Consider the following 21,071-nt stretch of genomic DNA (forward strand, 5'->3'; position numbering starts at 1 on the left):
CTTCGTTGTGTTATCCGGAAAGGTTGGCCGCAAAGTAGGCGCGCACCCGGGCCAGATCCTCCGGCGTGTCGACGCCGGCAGGTGGCGCCTCGGCCACGCACTCCACGACGATGTCGTAACCGTGCCACAGCATGCGCAGCTGCTCCAGCGCCTCGAACTGCTCCAGCGGCGCCGGGGCCAGGCTGCCGTAGGTGTGCAGCAGGCTGGCGCGGTAGGCGTACATGCCGATGTGGCGGTACACCGGCAGGCCGGGCGGCAACTGTGTCTTGTCGGCGGCGAAGGCATCGCGGGCATAGGGAATCGGTGCGCGGCTGAAGTACAGCGCCTTGCCGTGGCGGTCGAGCACCACTTTCACCACATTCGGATTGAACATCTCGGCGGCGTCGTGGATGGCGTGCGCCACGGTTGCCATCGGCACCGCGCGGGCCGCCATCAGCGCGGCGAGGCGGTCGATCAGCGCCGGGTCGATCAGTGGCTCGTCGCCCTGCACATTGACCACGATCGCGTCGTCCGGCAGCGCCAGCAGCGCGGCAACCTCGGCCAGACGGTCGGTGCCGCTGGGGTGATCGGCGCGCGTCAGCAGCACCTCGACACCGTGCTGGCGGCAAACCGCCTCGATGCGGGCATCGTCGGTGGCCACGATCACGCGGCTGGCGGCCGACTGCGCGGCACGCTCGGCGACGCGGACCACCATCGGCTTGCCGCCGATGTCCGCCAGCGGTTTTTCCGGCAGGCGGCTGGAAGCCAGTCGCGCCGGAATCACCACCACGAAACCGTTCATTTCACTTCTTCCTCGGCGGCCAGCTCGCGGGCTTCGCCTTCCAGCATCATCGGGATGCCGTCACGGATCGGGTAGGCCAGGCGGTCACCCTTGCAGATCAGTTCCTGCGCGCCCTTGTTGTAGACCAGCGGGCCTTTGCACAGCGGGCAAACCAGGATTTCAAGAAATTTTGCGTCCATTTTTTCGTTCCAGTTGGGACAGAATCCACGCGGACAGGTCCGGCTCCAGCCGGGCCGAAACCGGCAGAACCCATAGTCTAGCATGATTGATGCACTGCAACTTAACCGCATCCTTGGCGGTGACGATCACCGCATCGGCATCCTGTGGCAGATCGGCAGCGACGAACTGGTGATGGTCGGGAAAGGCGTGCGTGGCCGCCAGTTCCACGCCCAGCTCGCGCAGGGTGCGGAAGAAGCGCTCCGGATGGCCAATACCGGCCACCGCCACCACGCGCAGGCCGGCAAAATCGGCGGCGCAGCGCGGCGGCAAGCCGCCGGCGGCGTGAACAAAATCGCCGGCCTGCAGCCGCTGCCGGAACTGCGGTACCGTAGCCGGCAGGCGCAGGCCAGTGTGCGACTCGCCATTGATCACCAAGGCATCGGCTGCGGCCAACCTTGACACCGGTTCGCGCAGCGGGCCGCCCGGCAGCAGGTGGCCGTTGCCGACACCGCGAGCGCCGTCGAGCACGACGATCTCCAGCGTGCGCGCCAGCGCGTAGTGCTGCAGCCCATCGTCGCTGAGGATGAAACTGGTCTGCGGATACAGCGCCAGCAAGTGACGGCCGGCAGCGACGCGATCGCGGCCGACCACCACCGGTGCGCCGCTGGCGGCCAGCAGCAGTGGCTCGTCGCCGACCTCGGCGGCGGTGCTGTGCGGCGTCACCAGCGTCGGCTGGCAGTGCGCGCCGCCGTAGCCGCGACTGATCACCCCCACCGGCACGCCCAGGCGGGCAAAGTCCTGCAGCAGCGCCAGCGTCAGCGGCGTCTTGCCGACGCCGCCGACATTGATGTTGCCGATCACCACCACCGGCACCGGCAAGCGATTCGTACGACACCAGCCCAGCCGATAGGCCGTGCGTCGCAACGCCGCCAGCAGGGCAAACAGCCCTTCCGGCAAGGCCAGAAGGGCTGTCATCCACCAGGTCGGCTGATACCAGTGCCGCTCCAGCCGGGTCACGGCGTTCCCTGCTGGGTGGCAAAGGTCAGCTGCAGCAGCCCGGCGAGGCGGGCCGCCTCCATCACCGTCACCACTGCCTGGTGGCTGGCCTTGGCGTCGGCATTGATCACCACCACCGGTGCCGGGGACTTGCCACTGGCCTGGTGCTTCAGGCGCTCGCCGAGTTGCGTCACGTCGCTGCCGGCCACGGCCTCGCCATCGACCGCGTAACTGCCGCTGGCGCTGATGTCGACGCGCAGGCGGCTATCCTTCTGCATTTCCGCCGGTCCGCTGGCCTGCGGCAGATTGACTTCCAGTTCGGAAAAGCGGGCGTAGGTGGTGGTCACCATCAGGAAGATGAGGATGACCAGCAGCAAGTCGATCAGCGGAATGAAGTTGATTTCCGGCTCTTCGCGATGACGGTGACGGCGAAAGTTCATGATTATCCGCCTCAGTCGCCGCGACGCTCGCCGTGCACCGCTTCCAGCAGGTGCACCGCCTGCGCTTCCATCTCGACCAGCAGGCCGTCGATCTTGGCGCGGAAGTGGCGGTAGAAGAACATGCTGGGGATGGCCACGATCAGGCCGAAGGCGGTGTTGTACAGCGCCACGGAAATGCCGTGCGCCAGCGCGCGCGGGTCGGTGCCGCCCGGCGCCTGCGAGCCGAAGATCTCGATCATGCCGATCACGGTGCCGAGCAGGCCCAGCAGCGGTGCCATCGCGGCGATGGTGCCCAGCATGGTCAGGTAACGCTCCAGCAGGTGGGCCACCACGCGGCCCTCGTCCTCGATCGCCTCTTTCATCACCACACGGCTGCTGCCAAACTGGCGTAGCCCGGCGGCGAACAGCCGTCCCAGCGGCGAATGGTCGCGCAGTTCGGTCAGCATGCTCTGGCTCACCGCGGCACGGCGATACTCTTGCAGCGTCTGCGACAGCAGGTTTGGCGGTATGATCAGCGCCGCGCGCAGGCTGTAAAAACGCTCCAGTACGATGGTCGATGCCACCACCGACGCGAGAATGATGGTCCAGATCGGCCAGCCGGCCGCTTCAATGATTGACCACACGGGCAATTCCTCAGGCGTTATCCAAGGCCGAGACTTTATCGGCTCAGGCTGCCGCCTGCAACCGCCACGCTTGGCCGGCGCCATGATGTTGCGCTTTAAACAAAAGCGCTAAGTCGCGAATTTACAAGGGAATTACCCGCCCGCCCACAGCGCCTGTGTATAACTTTGTGGACAACCCCGCCGCCGGCACGGCAAAGCCTTGCCGTTACTGGCCGGACATTACGGCAACATTATTGCCACAAAATAACTAAGCCACTGATTAACAACAATTTTTAGTTTATCTATTTATGTGCCGGCGGCGTATTAAGATAAACAATCGACGCCAGCCGCTGCCCCAACCTGCCTGTGGATGACTTGACAAGCATGCTTTTCAGCCAACACCAAAACGACGTCATTAGCGTCACCTCGCTCAACCGCATGGCGCGGGATCTGCTTGAAAGCGGCCTGCCACCGATGTGGATTGCCGGCGAAATTTCCAACCTGACCCTGGCCGCATCCGGCCACGCCTACTTCTCGCTGAAGGACGAGCGCGCGCAAATCCGCTGCGTGATGTTCCGTAACCGTCTGAGCGGACTGGGATTCCGCCTGCAGGAAGGCATGCAGGTCGAGCTGCGCGGCACGGTGTCGCTGTACGAGGCGCGCGGCGACTACCAGATCAACGTCGACATGATGCGCTCGGCCGGTCTGGGCCGCCTGTACGAGGCCTTCGAACAGCTGAAGGCGAAACTGGCGGCGGAAGGATTGTTCGACAATCGCCACAAGAAAACGCTACCCGGCCACCCCGCCGCCATCGGCATCGTCACCTCGCCGGCCGCCGCCGCGCTGCGCGACGTGGTCACCACCCTGCGCCGGCGCATGCCCAGCATCCCGCTGATCCTGTATCCGACGCCGGTACAGGGCGATAGCGCCGCGGCGCAGATCGCCGCCGCCATCGATGCGGCCAACCTGCGCCAGGAGGTCGAGCTGCTGATCGTCTGCCGCGGCGGCGGCAGCATCGAGGACCTGTGGGCGTTCAACGAGGAAGTGGTCGCCCGCGCCATCGCCCGCTCGACGCTACCGGTGATCAGCGGCGTCGGCCACGAAACCGACACCACCATCGCCGATTTCGTTGCCGACCACCGCGCGCCGACCCCGACCGCCGCCGCCGAGCTGGCCTCGCCCAGCCGCGAGGCGCTGCAGCAAGGCGTCGACTACGCGCAGCGCCGGCTGGAACGGGCGCTGGGACGGCTGCTGACCGACAAGTCGCAACAGCTGGACTTCCTCGGCCGCCGCCTGCAGCACCCCGGTGAGCGGCTGCAGCGCCAGCGCCAGCTGTTGCAGGCGCAGCAACAACGCCTGGCACGTGCCAGCGCCCAGCTGCTGCAAGCGCGGCAGCGACGGCTGGAGCAGTGTCAGCACCGGCTGCAGCGCATCCGTCCTGACCTCGTGCGCTGGCAGCAAGTGCTGGCGCGGCGCGGCGACCAGCTGCGGCAGCTGATACACCAGCACTGGCAGCAGCGGCAACTGGTGCTGGCGCGGCATCAGGCGACGCTGGCCGCCATCAATCCGGAGGCGGTGCTGCAACGCGGCTACGCCATCGTGCAGCAGCAGGACGGCAGCGTGGTGCGCTCCGCGGCGCAGCTGCGCGCCGGCGAGCTGCTGCACATCCGGCTGGCGGAAGGCGAAACCACGGCCGTGGTCGGCCAGCAACAGGGCCGGCAAAGCGAGCTGCCGTTCTGAAGCGGACTCGCTGCCGCGGCGCCCGGCCATTGCGGGCGTCCTGCGGCGGGCACATGTGAGCATGGTGCGACGGCTTGACGGCGGCGGCCGTTGCCGCGACGATAGCCTGATTCAAACAGCCGTTTCATCGCCACCATGAACCATCGTCTCGCCAAGCTCGTCTTCAATCTGTGGCCGCCCTTTCTCGGCGCCGGAGTCAAGGTGCGCCGCATCAGCCCGGACTGGAAGGAAGTCGACGTCCAGCTGCGGCTGGGGCTGACCAACCGCAACTATGTCGGCGTCCACTTCGGCGGCAGCCTGTATTCGATGACCGACCCGTTCTACATGCTGATGCTGCTGAAAAACCTCGGCAAGGACTACATCGTGTGGGACAAGGCCGGCAGCATCGACTACCTCAAGCCCGGCCGCGGCGTGGTCTGCGCCCGCTTCCGCATCGACGACGACCTGCTGCAGCGTGTTCGCGATGCCACCGCCGGCGGTGACAAGCATCTGCCGGCGCTGCACGTCAGCATCTACGACGCCGAAGGGGCCGAAGTGGCGCGTATCAACAAGACGCTGTACATCCGCCGCAAGCCGCCGCGCAGTAGTCGCCAGGCTACAGCCTGAGGCACTGACAGCCAGCGTCCGATGCTTTACTATCTTGATTGCTCGCCGTGGCCGCCCGCTGCCACGGCCTCGGGTTTTCCTGCTCTCACCACAAGATAATTGGACATCATGGCTACTGTTACGCCGGTTTTGCTACTCATCCTTGACGGTTTCGGTCACCGCCTCGAAGGCGACGATAATGCCATTCTGGCAGCAAACACCCCGAACTGGGACGCGCTGAAAGCGCGCTATCCCTACAGTACGCTGGACGCCTCCGAGCACAATGTCGGCCTGCCCGCCGGCCAGTTCGGCAACTCCGAAGTCGGCCACCTCAATATCGGCGCCGGCCGCATCGTGCAGCAGGACATCAGCCGCATCGATTGCGACGTCGAGGCCGGCACGCTGGCCGCCAACCCGGTGCTGGCACAGGCGATCGCGACCGCCAAGCAACAGGGCAGCACCCTGCACCTGATGGGCCTGCTGTCCGATGGCGGCGTGCACAGCCATGAGAACCACATCCACGCACTGATCGAAGGCGCACAGGCGGCCGGCGTTGGCCGCATCGCCCTGCACGCCTTCCTCGACGGCCGCGACACGCCGCCGCGCAGCGCCGAAACCTACCTCGACCGCCTCGACGCGGTGCTGGCACGCTGCCCGAATGCGCGCGTCGCCACCGTCTGCGGCCGCTACTGGGCGATGGACCGCGACAAGCGCTGGGAGCGCATGGCGGCACCGTACCAGGCACTGATGGAAGGCGAAGCCGAATTCCACGCCGCCAGCAGCCACGACGCGCTGGCCGCCGCCTACGCCCGTGACGAGAACGACGAATTCGTCAAGGCCACCATCATCGGCGAGCCGCTGAAGATGCAGGACGGCGACGTGGTGGTGTTCATGAACTTCCGCGCCGACCGCGCGCGCCAGCTGACCACCGCGCTGACCGATCCGGCCTTCGACGGTTTCAGCGCCCGCCAGCCAAAATTCGCGCTGTTCGCCAGCCTGACCTCCTACGGCGAGGCCTACAGCCACCCGGTCGCCTACGCGCCGCAGAAGATCCGCAACGGCCTCGGCGAATACCTGTCCAGCCTCGGCCTGAAGCAGCTGCGCATCGCCGAAACCGAGAAATACCCGCACGTCACCTACTTCTTCAACGGTGGCGAAGAGCAGGTCTACCCCGGCGAAGACCGCATCCTGGTGCCGTCGCCGAAAGTGGCCACCTACGACCTGCAGCCGGAAATGAGCGCGCCGGAAGTGACCGACAAGATCGTCGAAGCGATCAACAGCCGCCAGTACGCCGCCATCATCTGCAACTACGCCAACTGCGACATGGTCGGCCACACCGGCATCTTCGACGCTGCGGTCAAGGCGGTGGAAACGCTGGATGCCTGCGTCAAGCGCTGCGTCGACGCGATGCAGGCCATCGGCGGCGAAGTGCTGATCACCGCCGACCACGGCAACTGCGAGCAGATGAACGACGAAGTCCACCAGCAGGCGCACACCCAGCACACGCTGGAGAAGGTGCCGCTGCTGTACGTTGGCCGCAACGCCACGCTGCAGGACGGCGGCGCGCTGCGCGACATCGCCCCGACCCTGCTGGCGATGATGGGACTACCGCAACCGGCCGAAATGACCGGCCGCCCGCTGATCGAGCTCCAGTGAAAGCACGTCTGACGCTCAGTCTGCTCGGCGCGCTGTACGGCGTGGCGCAGGCCGCTCCACCGGCGGCCGCGCCGCAGCAGGACCTCAACAGCGTGCGCAAGGAAATCAGCAGCCTGCAGCAGGACATCGCGCGCAAGGAAGCCGAGCGGCAGCAGACCGCCGGCGAAATCGCCAAGTCCGAGCAGGCGCTGCAGGCCACGCATCAGGTGCTGAACGAGCTGGAGAAGAAGCAGGATGCCAGCAGCAGCCAGCTGGACACGCTGCAGGCCGAGCTGCAGACCATCCGCATCAAGGTGGCAGAGACGCGGCAGCGCGTCAGCCGCCTGCTGGCGGCGGAGTACAAGCGCGGCCAGCAGGACGCGATGGCCATCATGTTCAACACCCAGGACCCGAACCAGAGCGCGCGCGATCTCACCTACTACACCCACATCCACCGCGCGCAGCAAAGCCTGATCCAGACGCTGCGCGACCAGGAAGTGCAGTTGCAGGCGATGAGCGAACGCATCGAGGACGAACTGGTGCGACTGGGACGGATGTCCAGCGCCAAGGTGCAGGAAAAACGCCAGCTGCAGCAGGCGCGCAACCAGCACAGCCAGCAGGTCAGCCAGCTGGACAGCGCCATCCGCAACCAGCAGCAGAAACTGCAGCAGCTGAAGGAAGACGAGCGCGAGCTGAGCGCGCTGATCGCCCGCATCAACGCCGATATCCGCCGCCGCCAGCTCGCCGCCGCCGCCAAAGCCGCGCAGGCGAAAAAGGCGCGTGAACAGGCGACCAGGTTGACCGCAGAGAAACGTCGCCAGCAGGTCGCCGACGCGAAAAAACAGGGCAAACCGCTGCCGGCAGAACCGAAAGCCCCGGCCAGGGTCGAAACGGTGGATGAGGTGGCCGATGCGAGCCTGTCCGGCAATGCCTTCCGCAGCCTGCAAGGGCGGCTGAAACTGCCGGTGGCCGGCGAAATCGGCGGCCGCTTCGGCGCACGCCGCGGCGAAGGCGCCAGCTGGAAGGGCATGTTCATCAAGGTCGCCCCCGGCAGCCCGGTCCGCGTGGTCGCCGACGGCACCGTGGTCTATGCCGACTGGTTGCGCGGTTTCGGCAATGCGATGATCATTGATCACGGCGGCAACTACATGACGGTCTATACCGGCTTTGCCACCATGGTGCGCGGCAATGGCGCCACGGTCCGCGGCGGCGACGTGCTCGGCGCCAGCGGCAGTCTGGAAAGCGGCGAAACCGGGCTTTACTTCGAGCTGCGCTATATGGGCCGGCCAATCAATCCACAGTCCTGGGCGCGATAGCCCGTACGAACGGAACACACACCATGAGCTCTCCCCGCTTACGCAAACTTGCCTTGCTGACCACCGGTGCCCTGGTGGGCGGTGCGCTCACCATCAGCATCCAGGCCTTTGCCGACAAGAATAACGGCATCCTGCCGCTCAACGAGCTGCGCACCTTTGCCGAGGTGTTCGGCCGCATCAAGCAGGACTATGTCGAGCCGGTCGAAGACAAGAAGCTGATCAACGAGGCGATCAAGGGCATGCTGTCCGGCCTGGACCCGCACTCCGACTACTACGATCCGGAAGCGTTCAAGGAATTCCGCGAAGGCACCCAGGGCGAGTTTGGCGGCCTCGGCATAGAGATCGGTACCGAGGACGGTCTGGTCAAGGTGGTGGCGCCGATCGAGGACACCCCGGCACAGAAGGCCGGCATCAAAAGCGGCGACCTGATCGTCAAGATCGACGACACCCCGGTGCGCGGCCTGTCGATCAATGACGCGGTGAAAAAGATGCGCGGCGCACCGGGCAGCAAGGTGACGCTGACCATCGCGCGCAAGACCGAGTCCAAGCCGCTGGTCTTCACCCTCACCCGCGCGGTGATCAAGACCAAGAGCGTGAAATCGCGGCTGCTGGAACCGGGCTTCGGCTACGTTCGTGTCGCCCAGTTCCAGGAGCACACCGTCGAGAACTTCGCGCAGGCCCTGACCCAGCTGTACAAGGACAACAAGACACCGCTGAAGGGCATGGTGCTGGACCTGCGTGACGATCCGGGCGGCGTGCTGCACGGTGCCGTCGGCGTCTCCGCCGCCTTCCTGCCGCAGGATGCGCTGGTGGTGTACACCGAAGGCCGCGCCAGCGACTCCAAGATGCGCCTGTACGCCAACCCGCGCGACTACCAGCGCGGCAAGGGTGCCAGCGACTATGCCAAGGTGCCGCCGGCGATCAAGAACGTGCCGCTGGTGGTGCTGGTCAACGCCGGCTCCGCCTCCGCCTCGGAGATCGTCGCCGGTGCGCTGCAGGATCACAAGCGGGCGCTGATCGTCGGCACCCAGACCTTCGGCAAGGGCTCGGTGCAGTCGGTACTGCCGCTGGCCAACAACGGCGGCATCAAGATGACCACCGCGCGCTACTTCACCCCCAACGGCCGCTCGATCCAGGCCAAGGGCATCGTGCCGGACATCGTGGTCGAGGAAGGCAACGAGACACTGGCCTCGCTGCGCGTGCGCGAAGCCGATCTGGAACGCCACCTGCAGAACCCGAACGATCCGGCGGAAAACGCCAAGCCGGTGGCCAAACCGGCAGCCAAGCCGGCCGGCAACGGTGACAAGCCGAAAAACGGCGACAGCAACGGCAATGGCAACGGCGATGCCGCCAACGACGTGCAACTGAACCAGGCGCTGAACATCCTCAAGGTGCAGCAGATCATGCTCAAGAAGACCCCGTCCTGAGCGTTTGCCACGGGCCGCCATGGCCGGGTCGCCGCAAGGTGCCCGGCCATTGTCATTGTCGCGGCGGATGCGCGTTGCGGCCAACCTTGGCCAGCGGGCGCGCCCCGGCTGCGGGCAGCGCCCGTGCCGCCGGCGCCGGCACTGTCTATAAAGCCATCATTCCTGCTAATCTTGCGTTTTTGTGGCTGTCTACCTGTGGGGCCCATCATGCTGCACCCTGATTTTGTGCTCGCCTTTCGCGAGGCGGCGCCTTACATCAACGCCTTTCGTGGCAAAACCTTCGTCGTCGCCGTCAATGGCGAGAGCCTGGCGCGCGGCAACCTGTACGGTCTGGCGCAGGACCTGAACCTGCTGGTCAGCCTCGGCGTGCGCATCGTGCTGGTGCACGGCGCGCGGCCGCAGATCGACGAACAACTGCGCCTGCGCGGCATTGCGCGCCACTTCCACCAGGGCCGCCGCGTGACCGACGGCCCGACGCTGGAGGCGGTGAAATCGGCGGTCGGCGGCTTGCGCCATGATCTGGAAGCCTTCCTGTCCATGGGGATGCCCAATTCGCCGATGCACGGCGCCCACCTACGCGTCGCCGGCGGCAACTTCGTCACCGCGCAGCCGCTGGGCGTGATCGACGGCGTCGACATGCAGTACAGCGGCCGCGTGCGCAAGATCGACACCGAGGCCATCAACGAGCGCCTCAACCGCGGCGAGCTGGTGCTGACCTCGCTGATCGGCTACTCGCCGACCGGCGAAGCCTTCAACATGACCATGGAAGAAGTGGCCTGCCATACCGCCATCGAGCTGAAGGCGGAGAAGCTGATCTTCCTGGTGCAGGGCCACGGCCTGGTCGATGCCGACGGCGTGCTGCACAACGCCATCTCCGCCGACCAGGCAGAGGCGATCTACCAGCGCGGCATCAGCAGCGAGGAATGCCGCCTCAGTCTGCCCTACGCCATCCGTGCCACCCGCGAGGGCGTGGTGCGCTCGCACCTGGTCAGCCACGACGACGACGGCGCGCTGCTGGTGGAGCTGTTCACCGACTACGGCACCGGCACCATGATCGCGCGCGATTCGCTGGTCAAGATCCGCGAAGCCAGCATCGAGGACGTCGGTGACATCCTGGCGCTGATCCGCCCGCTGCAGGAACAGGGCATCCTGATCAAGCGCAGCCGCGAACACCTGGAAATGCAGATCCGCAACTACTCGGTACTGGAACACGACGACCGCATCGCCGCCTGCGTCGCGATGCTGCCGTTCCCGGAAGACGGCATGGCCGAGCTGGCCTGCCTCGCGGTCAGCGCCGACCGCCGCAACAGCGGCTTCGGCGACCTGCTGGTACAGCACGTGGAGCAGCGCGCGCGGCTGTACGGCTACAAGGCGCTGTTCATCCTCACCACCCAGACCGCGCACTGGTTTGCCGAGCGCGGCTTCGTTGCGGCCAACATCGAGCAGCTGCCGCAGTCACGCCGCGAGCTGTACAACCACAACCGCCGCTCCAAGGTGCTGATCAAAGCCTTGTAAACGGCAGCGGCGGCACAAAGTTTGGTGACCTGTCATCTCTGTGACACAATTAGTCTCTATCTTTTCGACACTTCTCAAGGAATTCACCATGGCACGAATGGTCAACTGCGTTAAGCTCGGTCGCGAAGCCGAAGGCATGGACTTCCCGCCGCTGCCCGGCGCACTGGGGCAGCGCATTCAGGAAAACGTCTCCAAGGAGGCGTGGCAGGGCTGGCTGCGTTACCAGACCATGCTGATCAACGAAAACCGCCTCAGCCTGGCCGATGCCCGCGCCCGCCAGTACCTGGCCGCACAGCTGGAAGCCTACTTCTTCGGCCAGGGGGCCGACCAAGTCGCCGGCTTCACGCCGCAGCAGTAACAAACGACCGCGCCCTCCCCGTGAGGGCTTTTTTTACCTCCCGCACTAGTACCAATGCATAAAATGCCGACAACACACGAAAACCTGCTTAACCGCGAACTGGCTCTGATCGAATTCAACCGCCGCGTCATGGCGCAGGCCGAAGAGGAACGCCTGCCACTGCTGGAGCGCCTGAAATTCCTCTGTATCGTGTCGTCCAACATGGACGAGTTTGCCGAGGTGCGGGTGGCGTGGCTGAAGGAAGCGGCGCAGCTGACCCCGGATCGCATCCTCGCCGACGGCAGCAAGCCGGCGGAAGTGCTGACCCGGCTGTCGGAGGCCGCCCATGCGCTGGTGCGCGAACAGTACCGCCTGCTGCGCGAAGAGATCTTCCCGGCGCTGCGTACCGAAGGCATCATCTTCATGCGCCGCAACGAGTGGGACAGCGAACAGAAAGCCTGGGTCCGCGACTACTTCTTCCGCGAACTGATGCCGATCCTGACCCCGATCGGGCTGGATCCGTCGCATCCGTTCCCGAAACTGCTCAACAAGAGCCTGAACTTCATCATCGAGCTGGAAGGCGCCGACGCCTTCGGCCGCGAATCCGGCATCGCCATCGTGCAGGCGCCGCGCATCCTGCCACGCGTGATCAAACTGCCGGCCAAACTGTGCGGCGGCAACCAGCACAGCTTCGTGTTCCTGTCCTCCATCCTGCACTCGCACGTGCAGGAGCTGTTCCCCGGCATGACGGTGAAGGGCTGCTACCAGTTCCGCGTCACCCGCGACAGCGACCTCAACGTCGACGACGACGACGTCAAGAACCTGCGCACCGCGCTGCAGGGCGAACTGCGCCAGCGCCAGTACGGCGACGCGGTGCGGCTGGAGATCGCCGACACCTGCCCGACGCACATGGAAGAATTCCTGCTGCACACCTTCAACCTGCAGCAGCAGGACATCTACCGCGTCGACGGCCCGGTCAACCTGGTGCGCCTGATGCAGGTGCCGGACAAGGTCGACCGCCCGGACCTGAAATTCGCACCGTTCGAGGCCACGCTGCCGCCGGTACTGGCCAAGAAGACGCCGCTGTTCGAGGCCATCCGCAAGAACGACATCCTGCTGCACCACCCGTTCCAGTCTTTCCAGCCGGTGATCGACATGCTGGTCAACGCCGCCACCGACCCGGAGGTGGTGGCGATCAAGATGACGGTGTACCGCACCGGCACCGACTCGGTGCTGATGGAGTCGCTGATCGCCGCCGCCCGCGCCGGCAAGCAGGTAACGGTGGTGGTGGAGCTGATGGCGCGCTTCGACGAAGAGGCCAACATCAGCTGGGCATCACGGCTGGAAGACGCCGGCGCCCACGTGGTGTACGGTGTGTTCGGCTACAAGGTGCACGCCAAGATGCTACTGGTAGTGCGCCGCGAGGAAGGCCAGCTCAAGCGCTACGTGCATCTGGGCACCGGCAACTATCATCCGCGCACCGCGCGGCTGTATACCGACTTCGGCCTGCTGACCTGCAACGAGGACATCGTCAGCGACGTCAACGACCTGTTCGTGCAGATCACCGGCCTCGGCCGCGCCGGCGAGCTGAAGCACCTGTACCAGTCGCCGTTCACGCTGCACAACATGATCATCGGCGCCATCGACCGCGAGATCGACCACGCCCAGGCCGGCAAGCCGGCGCAGATCATCGCCAAGATGAACGCGCTGCTGGAGCCGCAGGTGATCCAGGCGCTGTACCGCGCCAGCCAGGCCGGGGTCAAGATCAGCCTGATCATCCGCGGCGTGTGCGCGTTGCGCCCCGGCGTGGAAGGTCTGTCGGAGAACATCACCGTGCGCTCCATCGTCGGCCGCTTCCTCGAGCACACCCGCGTGTTCTACTTCTACAACGACAAGGCCGAGGACATGTACATCGCCAGCGCCGACTGGATGGGGCGCAACTTCTTCCGCCGCATCGAAACCTGCGTGCCTATCCTCGACGTCAAGCTGAAACGCCGCATCATGAAGGAAGGGCTGCGCATCTACCTCGACGACAACACCAACGCCTGGGAAATGCAAGCCGACGGCAGCTATCGCCGGCGTATGGCGCGCGGCAAGGGCCGCTGCGCACAGGAAACCCTGCTGCAGGAATACAGCAGCTGAGCGGCTGCCAGCCGCAAGGTTGGCCGCAATGCACGGCGCGGGCGGAACTTCTGCCTCGCGCCGTTTTCTTTGTTTCTCCCCCTGTTGCCTTCGGAGACCCCATGGACCTGTCCCTGCTCTGGTATCTGCTGTCCATCCTGCTGGTGCTGGTCGGCCTCGCCGGCACCATCTACCCCGCCCTGCCCGGCCTCGGCCTTCTAGCCGCCGGCTTCCTGCTGGCGGCGTGGAACGGCAATTTCGTACAGGTCGGCTTCTGGCCGCTGACCACCATCGTCCTGCTCGCAGTGGCCGGCATGGTGATCGAGAGTGTCGCCAGCCTGCTCGGCGCCCGGAAAAGCGGCGCCAGCCGCGAGGCGCTGATCGGCGCGCTGCTCGGCGGCCTGATCGGGCTGTTCTTCGGCCTGTTCGGTGCCATTGCCGGGCCGGTACTCGGTGCCGTCATCGGCGAGCTGATCGCGCGCCGCAACCTGCCGCAGGCCAGCCGCGTCGGCGCCGCCACCTTCCTCGGCTTTCTGGCCGGCACCGTCGCCAAGATCGCCTGCGCCTTCGCCATGCTCGGCGTGTTCATCCTCGCGCTGCTGTTTTGAGCCGTTGCGGCCAACGTTGGCCGCACGGCACGGACACGCCGAATTTGCTACACTTCCCCGGTTAATCTCCCTATCGCAATCCAGCAGGAATCAAGCACACCCTATGGCTCAATACGTGATGTCCATGCTCCGCGTGAGCAAGATCGTTCCCCCTAAACGCCAGATCATCAAGGACATTTCGCTGTCCTTCTTCCCCGGTGCCAAGATCGGCCTGCTCGGCCTCAACGGCGCCGGCAAATCCACCGTGCTGCGCATCATGGCCGGTGTCGACAAGGAATACGACGGCGAGGTGCAGCATCTGGCCGGCGTCAAGATCGGCTACCTAGAGCAGGAACCGAAACTCGACCCTGACAAGACCGTGCGCGAAGAAGTGGAAAGCGGCATGGGCGACGTGATGGGCGCGCAGAAGCGGCTGGAAGAGGTATACGCCGCCTACGCCGAAGAAGATGCCGATTTCGACGCACTGGCCGAAGAACAGGCCAAACTGGAAGCCATCATCTCCGCCGGCGCCGGCGACAACGTGCAGCTGCAGCTGGAACTGGCTGCCGACGCGCTGCGCCTGCCGCCGTGGGATGCCAAGATCGGCCCGCTGTCCGGCGGTGAAAAACGCCGCGTGGCACTGTGCAAGCTGCTGCTGTCGCAGCCGGACATGCTGCTGCTGGACGAACCGACCAACCACCTCGACGCCGAATCGGTGGAGTGGCTGGAGCAGTTCCTGGTGCGCTTCCCCGGCACCGTGGTCGCCGTCACCCACGACCGCTACTTCCTCGACAACGCCGCCGAATGGATCCTGGAGCTGGACCGCGGCGAAGGCATCCCGTGGAAAGGCAACTACTCCAGCTGGCTGGAGCAGAAGGAAGCGCGCCTAGAGCTGGAAAGTAAGCAGGAAGGCGCGCGCATGAAGGCGATGAAGCAGGAGCTGGAGTGGGTACGCCAGAACCAGAAAGGTCGCCAGGCCAAATCCAAGGCCCGTCTGGCACGCTTCGAAGAGCTGTCCAGCTTTGAACACCAGAAGCGCAACGAGACCCAGGAAATCTTCATCCCGGTGGCCGAGCGCCTCGGTAACGAAGTGATCGAATTCGACGGCGTGTCGAAAGGCTTTGGCGACCGCCTGCTGATCGACAACCTGTCGTTCAAGGCACCGCCGGGTGCCATCGTCGGCATCATCGGCCCCAACGGCGCCGGTAAGTCGACGCTGTTCAAGATGATTGCCGGCAAGGAACAGCCGGACAGCGGCACGGTGAAGATCGGTCAGACGGTGCAGATGGCCTTCGTCGAGCAGCATCGCGACACGCTGGAAGGCGACAAGACGGTGTTCGACGACGTCTCCGGCGGCCTCGACATCCTCAACGTTGGCCGCTTCGAGATGTCCAGCCGCGCCTACCTCGGCCGCTTCAACTTCAAGGGCGGCGACCAGCAGAAAAAGGTCGGCATGCTGTCCGGCGGCGAACGCGGCCGCCTGCACCTGGCCAAGACCCTGCTCAAGGGCGGCAACGTGCTGCTACTCGACGAACCGTCCAACGACCTGGACGTGGAAACCCTGCGCGCGCTGGAAGACGCGCTGCTGGAATTCGCCGGCACCGTGTTCGTGATCTCCCACGACCGCTGGTTCCTCGACCGTATCGCCACCCACATCCTGGCGGCAGAAGGCGAATCGCAGTGGACCTTCTTTGACGGCAACTATCAGGAGTACGAAGCCGACAAGAAGAAACGCCTCGGCGAAGAAGGTGCCAAGCCGAAGCGCATCCGCTACAAGCCTATCGTGCGCTAAGCGCGATTTCGGCTGGCAGCAGTCGCAAAAAAACCCCGGTTGCAACAACCGGGGTTTTTTCATGTTGTGGCTTACGCCACCATGTACGGGGCGTCACCGCCTTCACGACGGGCCACCATGTACGGAGCGTCACCACCTTCGCGACGCGCCACCATGTACGGGGCATCACCACCTTCGCGACGCGCCACCATGTACGGGGCATCACCACCTTCGCGACGGGCCACCATGTACGGGGCATCACCGCCTTCGCGACGAGCCACCATGTACGGGGCGTCACCACCTTCGCGACGCGCCACCATGTACGGGGCGTCACCGCCTTCGCGACGGGCCACCATGTACGGGGCGTCACCGCCTTCGCGACGGGCCACCATGTACGGGGCGTCACCGCCTTCGCGACGGGCCACCATGTACGGGGCGTCACCGCCTTCGCGACGGGCCACCATGTACGGGGCGTCACCACCTTCTCGACCTGCAATCATGTATGGAGCATCGCCGCCATCACGTTTCGCAGTCATCTCTACATCTTGCTGCTGCACAGCAGCAGGGGCAGCGTAAACCGGAGCAACAACACTAGCCAGCACAACAGCGATAGAGGTAATTAGCAGCTTTTTCATGATCAATATCCTTTTATTTAAATTGGTAGCTTTGATTGTTTCAGCATTTGATTCGAATAATTTGTACAGCTATTTTGTGGTGCTAGTAACAACGGGCTTCAGGTCAACCAGCAGCGGCAACGACCACAGAAGCAATGCTGTAACTATACGACTGGTCTAATTCGATTAATAGCGAAGTAAACTGAATGTCTTGTTCAGATTTTGCGAACTAGTCGGATCTGGCATCAGCAGGCAGCAGTGGCCCGCTTTGCAATGCAGCAACGGTGGTATCAAGGAAGACGGCAGAAGGGGCTGGGCGAGTGCTTGCCGTCGCGTCGGGCACGCGAAACCGCGGCTGCTGCGGCGGCACCGCGGCCAACGTTGGCCGCAATGCAATAAGCCCGCGCAGCGCAGCACGGGCTTATGGCGGACAAAAAAAAGGGGTACGGCCCACCACCGTACCCCAAACACACACATCAAGAGGAAAAGCGTCGTTTGTCTGTCAGCGCCAAATCATCCCTGATCCGACACCTTGCTTGCTCGCCACAGGCAAACTCAGATCAACGGCGCCGCTTGCCGGCACCGCTCATCTCATACCGAGAGCATAGCCGGTGGTGGCAATCGTGCTTTGACGCACGTCAAGCGCGGCACAGTGCAGCCGCCAGCGGCCAATAGAAAGGCAGAAACGAAAAAACCTCCCGTGCTAGCACGGGAGGTTTCGCTCAAACAGAATGATGCGTGTCGATCAGGCAGAAGCGGACGGCGTCGCCTTGCGGGTGCGGCTGACCGCAGCACTGGCTGCCTTGGCCGAGGTTTCGGCCGCTTCAACGCTGGCTTCAGCAAACTCGGAACCGACTTTCTTGGCGGTCTTGGCAGCGCTTTCGAAGGCGGCGTTGCTGGAAGTCACGATGTTCTTCAGCGCCTGTACCGCAGCGTCGGAACCGGTCGGTGCGTTTTTCGCCAGACGGTCGATCACATCCAGGACGTTCTTGTTGGTTTCGGCAACCTGCTCTTCCACGAAGGAAGTCAGCTCGGTCTGGGTTGCCAGCGTGACATCGTAGACTTCACGCGCCGCGGCGAAGGCCTTGTCCAGGCTAGGCTGGGTCAGGCTGGTCTGGAATTCGGCCAGCGCTTTCGGATCCTTGATCGCCGACAGCTGTTTCAGCGTCTGGGCGTTCTCGGCCAGCAGCTTGCGCGACATTTCCAGCTGCAGGGTTGCCAGGCGCTCGGCGCTGGCCAGCAGGATGCCGGAAAAACGGACGGCTTTGTCGAACTGCGACTGACCGAAAGCGGAAAACTCTTGTGCAGTAGTAAACATGATTAATCCTTTTCGAAAAATGAAACACTCAGCAGCAATATCGTCTTGAAACTCGCCGTTGCCGCATTGCAACAGATTGCATTATTGTGTTGCACCGCATCAATGTCAACCATTTTGTTGCAGCGCAACATCGCTAAGTCGCTATTTTTACAACAGCAAACACATTCATCATGGCAGTCATGCATTGCAGCAGTGTGTCCGGTCGGTGACAGCCGTGCGCCGCGGTGAGCATCGCCGGCCAGCACGGCACCGGTGTGCCAGCCGTAGCTGTCTGCGGTACCGGCAATGACACCAGCCTTTGATTGAAAGGCTCAGGACAAAGCGATACACTCCAGCCATAAAATAAATCTATCTATCCGGCGATAAAATCCAATGAGTTCTGCGGCCAACCTTTTCGATATCAAATCCGCCAGTCTTGACCTGCTGGCCATCGTGCTACGCAGCACCGACCTGCCCGCCCTGCAAGCCGCCATCCAGCAACGTTTCAACAGCCACGAGCCCGAGCCGTTCGTGCTGGACATCGAGCAGCTGCCGGCGCCGGATAGCGACACGCTGGCCCCGGTCTGCGCCATGCTGCAGCAGCACGGCCTGCGCATCGCCGCCGTCCGTCACCGCGACGCGCAATACGCCGCCCTCGCCCACCGCCTCGGTTTGCCGTTCATCAGCGGCAGCGGTGGCACCAAGAGCAGCGCGGAAAGCGTCAGCACGCCGGTCGCGGCGGCGCCCGTCGCGGAAAGCAGCCTACCGACACCGACCATGATCATCGATCGCCCGGTGCGCGCAGGACAGCAGATCTACGCCAAGGGGGGTGATCTGGTGGTGCTGGAAATGGTCAGCGCCGGCGCGGAACTGATCGCCGACGGCAGCATCCATGTCTACGCGCCGCTGCGCGGCCGGGCACTGGCCGGCGCCCGCGGCAATACTGCCGCGCGTATCTTCGTCAAGAGCATGGAAGCCGAGCTGGTTTCCATCGCTGGCGTGTACCGCACCATCGAACAGGACTTGCCGCAGAGCATCAAGGGCAAGCCGACCCAGATTTATCTCGAACAAGAGCGCGTGGTCATGATCCCGCTCGACAAGTAACCAGCATCGTTATTCCAAGGATCGATATCGTGGCAAAAATCATCGTTGTGACCTCCGGCAAGGGTGGTGTCGGCAAAACCACCACCAGCGCCAGCTTTGCATCCGGCCTCGCCCTGCGCGGCCACAAGACCGCCGTGATCGACTTCGACGTCGGCCTGCGCAACCTGGACCTGATCATGGGCTGCGAGCGTCGCGTGGTGTACGACCTGATCAACGTGATCAATGGCGAAGCCAGCCTCAACCAGGCGCTGATCAAGGACAAGCACTGCGACAACCTGTACGTGATGCCGGCGTCGCAGACCCGCGACAAGGACTCGCTCAGCCGCGAAGGCGTGGAAACGGTGCTGAAGAACCTGGACGAGATGGGCTTTGAGTTCATCGTCTGCGATTCGCCGGCCGGCATCGAAAAAGGCGCGCTGATGTCGCTGTACTTTGCCGACGAAGCCATCGTGGTCACCAACCCGGAAGTGTCGTCGGTACGCGACTCCGACCGCATTCTCGGCATCCTGTCGTCGAAATCGCGCCGCGCCGAAGAAGGCCGCGAGCCGGTGAAGGAACACCTGCTGATCACCCGCTACTCGCCGGCCCGCGTCGACAAGGGCGAGATGCTGTCGGTGGAAGACGTGAAGGAAATCCTGCGCATTCCGCTGATCGGCGTGATCCCGGAATCGCAGGCCATCCTGCAGGCGTCCAACTCCGGCACCCCGGCGATCCACATCAAGGGTTCCGACGCCGCCGAAGCTTACGGTGACGTGGTGGCCCGCTTCCTTGGCGAGGACCGTCCGATGCGCTTTGTGGAAGCGGAAAAAATCGGCTTCCTGAAACGACTGTTTGGAGGCTAGCCATGTCCCTGATCGATATGATTTTTGGCAAGCGCCAGAAAACGGCCTCCATCGCCCGTGAGCGCCTGCAGATCATCCTGGCGCACGAACGCGACGGCAAGACCGGCGCGCCGGACTACCTGCCGGCGCTGCAGCGCGAGCTTATGGAAGTGATCTCCAAGTACGTGGCGGTGAACCAGGACGACATCAAGGTGCACCTGGAGCGCCAGGACAACTTCGAGGTACTGGAAGTGAACATCGTCCTGCCGGAACACCAGCGCTGACACCATGACTCTGACCGAACTGCGTTATATCGTCGCGGTGGCGCGCGAGCGTCACTTCGGGCGGGCGGCCCAAAGCTGCTTCGTCAGCCAGCCGACGCTGTCGATCGCGATCAAGAAACTGGAAGACGAGCTGGGCGTCACCCTGTTCGAGCGTGGCGGCCAGGAGGTGAGCGTCACCGAAATCGGCGAACGCATCATCGAACAGTCGCAGCGGGTGCTGGAAGAGGCGGAAACGGTAAAGCGCCTTGCCGGCGAGCACCAGAACGAGCTGGCCGGGCCGCTGAAGCTGGGGGTGATCTTCACCATCAGCCCCTACCTGCTGCCGAAGCTGATCCTGGCGCTGCGCATCCTGGCGCCGGAAATGCCGCTGATCCTGGAAGAAAACTACACCGCGCGGCTGGCGGAAATGCTCAAGCGCGGCGAAGTCGACGCCATCATCGTCGCCGACCCGTTCGACGAGCCGGGCACGGTGGCGGTGCCGCTGTACGACGAAGAATTCGTCGTCGCCACCCCCAAGGGCCATCCGTGGGAGAAGCGCGACGCGGTGCGCTCGTCCGATCTGGCCAGCGAAAGCGTGCTGCTGCTGTCGCAGGGCAACTGCTTCCGCGATCACGTGCTGCAGGCCTGCAGCGAGGTCGCCAGCCGCCAGCACCAGAACAACGGCCTGGCCGCATCGCTGCAGGGCAGCTCGCTCAACACCATCCGTCACATGGTGGCCAGCGGCATGGGCGTCACCGTGCTGCCGCAGACCTCGGTGTCGGCGGCGGACGAAGGCCTGCTGTCGATCATCCCGTTTGCCGCTCCGGTGCCGCAGCGGCGCGTGCTGCTGGTCACCCGCAAGCAGTTTTTCCGCAAGCAGGCGATCCACACCTTGCAGCAGGCAGTGTTCCGCTCCGGCCTCAACGGCGTCACCATGCTGGAGCACGAAGCCTGAGCCGC

At 64.3% G+C, this 21,071-nt stretch carries 21 protein-coding genes; 14 read left to right on the forward strand and 7 right to left on the reverse strand.

The genetic code is table 11. The annotated features are described in order from the left end of the window. Positions 1-10: 10 nt before the first annotated feature. From kdsB to ACG97_RS04900, 5 genes are read right to left on the reverse strand one after another with little or no spacing between them, the layout of a single operon-like run. Positions 11-781, reverse strand: a complete 771-nt coding sequence (kdsB, locus tag ACG97_RS04880) for a 3-deoxy-manno-octulosonate cytidylyltransferase (protein WP_047966210.1) — start codon at positions 779-781, stop codon at positions 11-13. Further along, positions 778-960: a Trm112 family protein gene (locus ACG97_RS04885; protein ID WP_047966211.1), complete on the reverse strand. Its 183-nt coding sequence runs from the start codon at positions 958-960 to the stop codon at positions 778-780. The genes kdsB and ACG97_RS04885 overlap by 4 nt, the downstream gene beginning before the upstream one ends. Next, entirely contained in the window at positions 941-1,915 is a 975-nt protein-coding gene (gene lpxK, locus ACG97_RS04890; RefSeq protein ID WP_047966254.1) for a tetraacyldisaccharide 4'-kinase, read from the reverse strand. Before lpxK ends, ACG97_RS04885 begins: the two co-directional genes overlap by 20 nt. A 38-nt stretch (positions 1,916-1,953) precedes the next feature. Beyond that, complete coding sequence (locus tag ACG97_RS04895; protein WP_047966212.1) at positions 1,954-2,376, reverse strand: biopolymer transporter ExbD; 423 nt, start codon at positions 2,374-2,376, stop codon at positions 1,954-1,956. Positions 2,377-2,387: 11 nt separating this feature from the next. Beyond that, on the reverse strand, positions 2,388-2,999 hold the full coding sequence (locus tag ACG97_RS04900) for a MotA/TolQ/ExbB proton channel family protein (RefSeq protein WP_047966213.1): 612 nt from the start codon (positions 2,997-2,999) through the stop codon (positions 2,388-2,390). Between the two features lie 363 nt (positions 3,000-3,362). On the opposite strand from ACG97_RS04900, the gene xseA reads away from it, so the two are divergent. The 10 genes from xseA to ettA all read left to right on the forward strand — a co-directional run bounded on the left by xseA (position 3,363) and on the right by ettA (position 16,033). Then, positions 3,363-4,718 (forward strand): exodeoxyribonuclease VII large subunit, encoded by a 1,356-nt coding sequence (xseA, locus tag ACG97_RS04905; RefSeq protein ID WP_047966214.1) that lies wholly within the window; start codon positions 3,363-3,365, stop codon positions 4,716-4,718. Positions 4,719-4,853: 135 nt separating this feature from the next. Beyond that, entirely contained in the window at positions 4,854-5,324 is a 471-nt protein-coding gene (locus tag ACG97_RS04910; RefSeq protein ID WP_047966215.1) for a DUF4442 domain-containing protein, read from the forward strand. Positions 5,325-5,432: 108 nt separating this feature from the next. Then, positions 5,433-6,959, forward strand: a complete 1,527-nt coding sequence (gpmI, locus tag ACG97_RS04915; protein ID WP_047966255.1) for a 2,3-bisphosphoglycerate-independent phosphoglycerate mutase — start codon at positions 5,433-5,435, stop codon at positions 6,957-6,959. Continuing rightward, a complete protein-coding gene (locus ACG97_RS04920) occupies positions 6,956-8,254 on the forward strand; it encodes a murein hydrolase activator EnvC (RefSeq protein WP_047966216.1) in 1,299 nt (432 codons plus the stop codon). Before gpmI ends, ACG97_RS04920 begins: the two co-directional genes overlap by 4 nt. Before the next feature lie 23 nt (positions 8,255-8,277). Then, a complete protein-coding gene (locus ACG97_RS04925; protein ID WP_047966217.1) occupies positions 8,278-9,681 on the forward strand; it encodes a S41 family peptidase in 1,404 nt (467 codons plus the stop codon). 207 nt (positions 9,682-9,888) lie between these two features. Continuing rightward, positions 9,889-11,196, forward strand: coding sequence for an amino-acid N-acetyltransferase (gene argA / locus ACG97_RS04930; RefSeq protein ID WP_047966218.1), 1,308 nt, complete (start codon positions 9,889-9,891; stop codon positions 11,194-11,196). Positions 11,197-11,284: 88 nt separating this feature from the next. After that, positions 11,285-11,554, forward strand: a complete 270-nt coding sequence (locus ACG97_RS04935; protein WP_047966219.1) for an oxidative damage protection protein — start codon at positions 11,285-11,287, stop codon at positions 11,552-11,554. A 63-nt stretch (positions 11,555-11,617) separates the two neighbouring features. Then, complete coding sequence (ppk1, locus tag ACG97_RS04940; protein WP_047966220.1) at positions 11,618-13,675, forward strand: polyphosphate kinase 1; 2,058 nt, start codon at positions 11,618-11,620, stop codon at positions 13,673-13,675. A 101-nt stretch (positions 13,676-13,776) separates the two neighbouring features. After that, positions 13,777-14,262 (forward strand): DUF456 domain-containing protein, encoded by a 486-nt coding sequence (locus ACG97_RS04945; RefSeq protein WP_047966221.1) that lies wholly within the window; start codon positions 13,777-13,779, stop codon positions 14,260-14,262. 103 nt (positions 14,263-14,365) lie between these two features. Next, the gene (ettA, locus tag ACG97_RS04950; protein WP_047966222.1) at positions 14,366-16,033 is read left to right on the forward strand and encodes an energy-dependent translational throttle protein EttA; all 1,668 of its coding nucleotides are present in this window, start codon (positions 14,366-14,368) and stop codon (positions 16,031-16,033) included. 71 nt (positions 16,034-16,104) lie between these two features. On the opposite strand, the gene ACG97_RS17755 is transcribed toward ettA, so the two are convergent. Beyond that, positions 16,105-16,548 (reverse strand): hypothetical protein, encoded by a 444-nt coding sequence (locus tag ACG97_RS17755; protein ID WP_162198999.1) that lies wholly within the window; start codon positions 16,546-16,548, stop codon positions 16,105-16,107. 823 nt (positions 16,549-17,371) lie between these two features. Further along, positions 17,372-17,944 (reverse strand): phasin family protein, encoded by a 573-nt coding sequence (locus ACG97_RS04960; RefSeq protein ID WP_047966224.1) that lies wholly within the window; start codon positions 17,942-17,944, stop codon positions 17,372-17,374. 372 nt (positions 17,945-18,316) lie between these two features. On the opposite strand from ACG97_RS04960, the gene minC reads away from it, so the two are divergent. From minC to ACG97_RS04980, 4 genes are read left to right on the forward strand one after another with little or no spacing between them, the layout of a single operon-like run. Then, complete coding sequence (minC, locus tag ACG97_RS04965) at positions 18,317-19,027, forward strand: septum site-determining protein MinC (protein ID WP_047966225.1); 711 nt, start codon at positions 18,317-18,319, stop codon at positions 19,025-19,027. Between the two features lie 29 nt (positions 19,028-19,056). Then, entirely contained in the window at positions 19,057-19,869 is an 813-nt protein-coding gene (minD, locus tag ACG97_RS04970; RefSeq protein ID WP_047966226.1) for a septum site-determining protein MinD, read from the forward strand. A 2-nt stretch (positions 19,870-19,871) separates the two neighbouring features. Then, positions 19,872-20,132, forward strand: coding sequence for a cell division topological specificity factor MinE (gene minE, locus ACG97_RS04975; protein WP_047966227.1), 261 nt, complete (start codon positions 19,872-19,874; stop codon positions 20,130-20,132). A gap of 4 nt (positions 20,133-20,136) precedes the next feature. Further along, positions 20,137-21,066 (forward strand): LysR substrate-binding domain-containing protein, encoded by a 930-nt coding sequence (locus tag ACG97_RS04980; protein ID WP_047966228.1) that lies wholly within the window; start codon positions 20,137-20,139, stop codon positions 21,064-21,066. Positions 21,067-21,071: the final 5 nt, after the last annotated feature.

Origin of the sequence: Vogesella sp. EB, assembly GCF_001037925.1 — a bacterium.
Taxonomy (GTDB): Bacteria; Pseudomonadota; Gammaproteobacteria; order Burkholderiales; family Chromobacteriaceae; genus Vogesella; species Vogesella indigofera.

Excerpts from the sequence above, each read along its gene's own strand:
- kdsB (WP_047966210.1), bottom strand. The coding sequence starts at position 781 with ATGAACGGTTTCGTGGTGGTGATTCCGGCGCGACTGGCTTCCAGCCGC.
- ACG97_RS04885 (WP_047966211.1), bottom strand. The coding sequence starts at position 960 with ATGGACGCAAAATTTCTTGAAATCCTGGTTTGCCCGCTGTGCAAAGGC.
- lpxK (WP_047966254.1), bottom strand. The coding sequence starts at position 1,915 with ATGACAGCCCTTCTGGCCTTGCCGGAAGGGCTGTTTGCCCTGCTGGCG.
- ACG97_RS04895 (WP_047966212.1), bottom strand. The coding sequence starts at position 2,376 with ATGAACTTTCGCCGTCACCGTCATCGCGAAGAGCCGGAAATCAACTTC.
- xseA (WP_047966214.1), top strand. The coding sequence starts at position 3,363 with ATGCTTTTCAGCCAACACCAAAACGACGTCATTAGCGTCACCTCGCTC.
- ACG97_RS04910 (WP_047966215.1), top strand. The coding sequence starts at position 4,854 with ATGAACCATCGTCTCGCCAAGCTCGTCTTCAATCTGTGGCCGCCCTTT.
- gpmI (WP_047966255.1), top strand. The coding sequence starts at position 5,433 with ATGGCTACTGTTACGCCGGTTTTGCTACTCATCCTTGACGGTTTCGGT.
- ACG97_RS04925 (WP_047966217.1), top strand. The coding sequence starts at position 8,278 with ATGAGCTCTCCCCGCTTACGCAAACTTGCCTTGCTGACCACCGGTGCC.
- argA (WP_047966218.1), top strand. The coding sequence starts at position 9,889 with ATGCTGCACCCTGATTTTGTGCTCGCCTTTCGCGAGGCGGCGCCTTAC.
- ACG97_RS04935 (WP_047966219.1), top strand. The coding sequence starts at position 11,285 with ATGGCACGAATGGTCAACTGCGTTAAGCTCGGTCGCGAAGCCGAAGGC.
- ppk1 (WP_047966220.1), top strand. The coding sequence starts at position 11,618 with ATGCCGACAACACACGAAAACCTGCTTAACCGCGAACTGGCTCTGATC.
- ACG97_RS04945 (WP_047966221.1), top strand. The coding sequence starts at position 13,777 with ATGGACCTGTCCCTGCTCTGGTATCTGCTGTCCATCCTGCTGGTGCTG.
- ettA (WP_047966222.1), top strand. The coding sequence starts at position 14,366 with ATGGCTCAATACGTGATGTCCATGCTCCGCGTGAGCAAGATCGTTCCC.
- ACG97_RS17755 (WP_162198999.1), bottom strand. The coding sequence starts at position 16,548 with ATGACTGCGAAACGTGATGGCGGCGATGCTCCATACATGATTGCAGGT.
- ACG97_RS04960 (WP_047966224.1), bottom strand. The coding sequence starts at position 17,944 with ATGTTTACTACTGCACAAGAGTTTTCCGCTTTCGGTCAGTCGCAGTTC.
- minC (WP_047966225.1), top strand. The coding sequence starts at position 18,317 with ATGAGTTCTGCGGCCAACCTTTTCGATATCAAATCCGCCAGTCTTGAC.
- minE (WP_047966227.1), top strand. The coding sequence starts at position 19,872 with ATGTCCCTGATCGATATGATTTTTGGCAAGCGCCAGAAAACGGCCTCC.
- ACG97_RS04980 (WP_047966228.1), top strand. The coding sequence starts at position 20,137 with ATGACTCTGACCGAACTGCGTTATATCGTCGCGGTGGCGCGCGAGCGT.